Here is a 3,839-nt window from a genome sequence, read left to right on the forward strand (position 1 = left end):
CCCTGCCAAACCCAACTCCGACCAATTGGCCATGCCCGAAAGTAAAGCCGCATTTGCCGTTGTCCCACTGGCCATGCCCATGCTTATTGGGCCAGGCGGCATATCCACCGTCATCATCTACAGCAGCCAAGCAAGCAACTGGCAAGGTTTGGTCAGCGTCTTAACAGCAGGTTTTTTCATCACGCTCATTTGCTACTTTAGCCTGAAAGCAGCTGCCAAAGTCAGTCGCCTGCTTGGCGACACTGGCATGAAAATCACCAATCGTGTTATGGGCTTACTACTTGCAGCCATTGCCGTTGAAATCATCGTTTCGGGTCTCAAAGCTCTGTTTCCCATTCTCGCCAGATAAAGGCAGAAAGGCTACCTGAAGCCATGCACGCCCCCATTATCCACTCCCTACTGGACACCGACCTGTACAAATTCACCATGCTGCAGGTCATGCTGCACCAATTTCCGCAAGCCCACAGCGTCTATGAATTTCGTTGCCGCAATGCACAAACCGTCTATCCGTTATCCGATATTGCTGCAGATTTTGAACGTGAACTCGAGTCTCTGTGCCAATTGCGTTTTCAGGAAGACGAATTGGCCTATTTGCGCGGTTTGCGCTTCATAAAAAGTGATTTTGTTGATTATCTTGAACTTTTTCAACTCAAACGCCGTTTTGTGCAATTTTGGCCAGACGAGCATGGTCGCTTAAACATTCGCATTGAAGGCCCGATGATACAGGCCATGTTTTTTGAAATTTTCATCTTGGCCATCGTCAATGAACTTTATTTCCGCCGCCTTGAAACGCCTGATGTTTTGGCTGAAGGCGAACGCCGCCTGCAAACCAAAGCCACCCTGCTCACACAATACCAAAATCAACAAAATCCAGCCGACCCACCCTTTCTGGTTTCCGATTTCGGCACACGCCGCCGCTACAGCCTGACATGGCAAAAACACGTTATCCAAACCTTACACCGTGCTGCCCCAGAGATTTTTCGCGGCACGAGCAACGTCCTGCTTGCCAAAGAACTCAACTGCACCCCAATCGGCACAATGGCACATGAATTTTTACAAGCCTTTCAAGCCTTTGACTCACGTCTGCGTAACTTCCAAAAAGCCGCATTAGAAAGCTGGGTACATGAATACCGCGGCGATTTAGGTATCGCACTGACCGATGTTGTGGGCATGGATGCCTTCTTGCGTGATTTTGACCTTTATTTTGCCAAACTCTTTGATGGTCTGCGCCACGACAGTGGCGACCCCTATATTTGGGGCGACAAAGCCCACGCACACTATCAAAAGCTCAAAATCGACAGCCGTACCAAAATGCTGACCTTTTCCGATGGCTTAAATCTGGAAAAAGCATGGGATTTACACCAATACTTCAAAGACCGCTTCAAAACCAGCTTCGGCATCGGCACAAACCTGACCAATGACATGGGACACACCCCACTCAATATCGTTCTCAAACTGGTTGAGTGCAATGGCCAATCGGTCGCCAAACTCTCCGACAGTCCCGGCAAAACCATGACCGACAACGACACATTTCTCGCCTATTTACGCCAAGTTTTCGATGTACAAAATCCCAATCCATCAACCTAATCGTCATGCCCCTCCACCCTATTGCCGCCCCAACACTTAAATCCACCTAATACGGACAATCGGGCAGTATATCTCCATACATGCATGGGGTAGTGATGGTTTTGTCATGGATACAAACCGGCAATTTCGGCAAAAAATCCAAAATAAATCAAATCACAAGCCCATAAATATCTTAAAAACCAAAATGCGAAAAAACGCGCAAAAATAAGCTGATTTTGAGCTGATTTTGCGCGATTTTTATTATCTTCTTATCACAGAACAAGTAAAAGCCATCACATCATGGGCGTATTACACAATCCCATAAGATTCACCGTAAATCTCAAACTCATAATCCTTATGTCCATTCACGCGTTGCAAACGTTTAATCCGCAGCTCGCTGACTTGTCTAAAAAGATAAATTCCTTCAACAGCATAAGTGTTCTGCATTTACCGAAACACCGTTCTCCTGTCAATCAACGTCGGGGACATACTGTTGCTCCTAACCCTTGTACAGAAGCATTTTTCAGGCTTCACACCCAGTACATCAAAAAACAAAGCTCTGAACCACATGGTACGACAATGCGCTGATGAAAGACGATGCGGTCGGGCTGATGGGGCGTTTGGGCATGACAATGGTGCATTCGTTGCCCTATTCATCGCAAGCGCGTGGTGCGATTGAGCGTGTCCATCAAACCATCTGGGTTCAGGCTGCCAAAGAGTTCCAAAGCTATATCGGCAAGGACATGGACGCGGAAGCCAGCCAAAAAGTCCACAAAGCCAGTCGCAAAGCGATGAAACAAGACATTGTTTTGAAAAATGTGCCTGCATTGGCAAACATTCAGTCGCTTTCCGCCAGCCTGATTCCTGATTGGCGTGAATTTGTGGCGTTTGGCGAGGTGTGGGTAAGCGAATACAACAACCGTCCGCACCGCAGTTTGCCAAAAGTAACCGATGTATCGGGAAAAATCCGCCACATGACACCCAATGAAATGTGGGCATTGAAAGCGCAGGAAAGTGCGATTACGCAGATGGACGAAGACAATGCGATGTATTTGTTTATGCCGCAAGCGGTTCGCAAAGTGGCGCGTGGCGAAGTGCAGTTGCACAACAATCTGTATTTCAGCCAAGACTTGCAAGAGTATCACGGCGACAGTTTGCGCGTGGCGTACAACATACACAATGCGGAATGGGTTTGGTTGTTTGATGATGACGGACGTTTTGTGTGCAAAGCGCAATGGAACGGCAACCGCATTGACTATATGCCCAAACCCTTTATTGAACAGGCGAAAGACAAACGCATTGACGCGCAAGTCAAACGCTTGGAAACCAAAATCAGCGTGGTGGAATGCGCCGCGTTACGGTAAATCTGGTTAATTTGTCGGAAGCGGCTGCGGTGCATGGTTATGATGAAGTGGATTTGAACAAAATCAAGACCATGCAAAGCTTTGAATTTTATATGGGCGAAAGCCCCAAACGGGAGACAAAAGTATGGTGGTAAACGTACAATTGCAACGGAACACCTAAATAATCATTTGTTTTATAACGATTTTGTGATAATTACCAGAGTCAATCTAGTAAATAATTAATTTTACTAGATTTTTGCAGTAAAATCATGTACAGATTACAGTTATTATGGATGCCACTAAATATTTCGCTATTCTTGTGTTAAATAGATTTAAACAGTGTTTAAATGGCAATCAATTAAGAACTCAATAAGGTAATACAAACCAAAACCGATGAGTTTTATACATGAAAAGCAGATATTGAAACAGAAATTCAATTTTAAGTTAGAATAATCCCTATGAAAAAGTCATTTAAGCCAGTATAAACAACACAAAATGTAGTAATGATATTTTGAATGTGAGTGCGTTTAATCACTTTCGGATTAATCACAGCACACATTTTGCGCAAAAGCACAATCACATAAATGGCATTGAGAACTTTTGGAGTCAAGCAAAACGTCATTTGCGCAAGTTTAACGGCATACCCAAAGCGCATTTTGAGCTGTATCTAAAGGAATGCGAATGGTGTTTTAACAACAGTGAGATAAGATCTCAAATTTCTATTTTAAAGTAATTGGTAAAGCAGCATTTATCCTAGTTATCTAGTACAGCCCTATAAATAATATCATACGATTGTCAAAGCATAGTCTTTTGATTTCAATCAAGAAAGAAATATTATGAATAAAACTCTATACAAAGTCATCTTCAACAAGAAACGCGGTTGCATGATGGCAGTTGCTGAAAACACCAAGCGTGAAGGCAAAAGCGTAG

5 protein-coding genes and 1 pseudogene are annotated in these 3,839 nt (G+C 44.3%); all 6 read left to right on the top strand.

Features of this window, described 5'->3' with window-relative positions:
• Positions 1 to 349 (top strand): MarC family protein (locus Q4B82_RS09235; protein WP_303066168.1); only part of this gene is annotated, 349 nt, incomplete at its 5' end.
• A 23-nt stretch (positions 350 to 372) separates the two neighbouring features.
• Positions 373 to 1,587: a nicotinate phosphoribosyltransferase gene (gene pncB / locus Q4B82_RS09240; protein ID WP_303066169.1), complete on the top strand. Its 1,215-nt coding sequence runs from the start codon at positions 373 to 375 to the stop codon at positions 1,585 to 1,587.
• A gap of 566 nt (positions 1,588 to 2,153) precedes the next feature.
• Entirely contained in the window at positions 2,154 to 2,930 is a 777-nt protein-coding gene (locus tag Q4B82_RS09245) for a Mu transposase C-terminal domain-containing protein (protein ID WP_303066170.1), read from the top strand.
• The gene (locus tag Q4B82_RS09250) at positions 2,912 to 3,064 is read left to right on the top strand and encodes a hypothetical protein (protein WP_303066171.1); all 153 of its coding nucleotides are present in this window, start codon (positions 2,912 to 2,914) and stop codon (positions 3,062 to 3,064) included. Before Q4B82_RS09245 ends, Q4B82_RS09250 begins: the two co-directional genes overlap by 19 nt.
• Before the next feature lie 350 nt (positions 3,065 to 3,414).
• Positions 3,415 to 3,642 (top strand): annotated as a pseudogene (locus Q4B82_RS09255) (transposase); the annotation flags it as partial.
• Between the two features lie 103 nt (positions 3,643 to 3,745).
• Positions 3,746 to 3,839: ESPR domain-containing protein (locus tag Q4B82_RS09550; RefSeq protein ID WP_368501358.1), on the top strand; the 94-nt coding region annotated here is incomplete at its 3' end.

The sequence above is a fragment of the Alysiella sp. genome, assembly GCF_030525755.1.
Lineage (GTDB): Bacteria > Pseudomonadota > Gammaproteobacteria > Burkholderiales > Neisseriaceae > Simonsiella.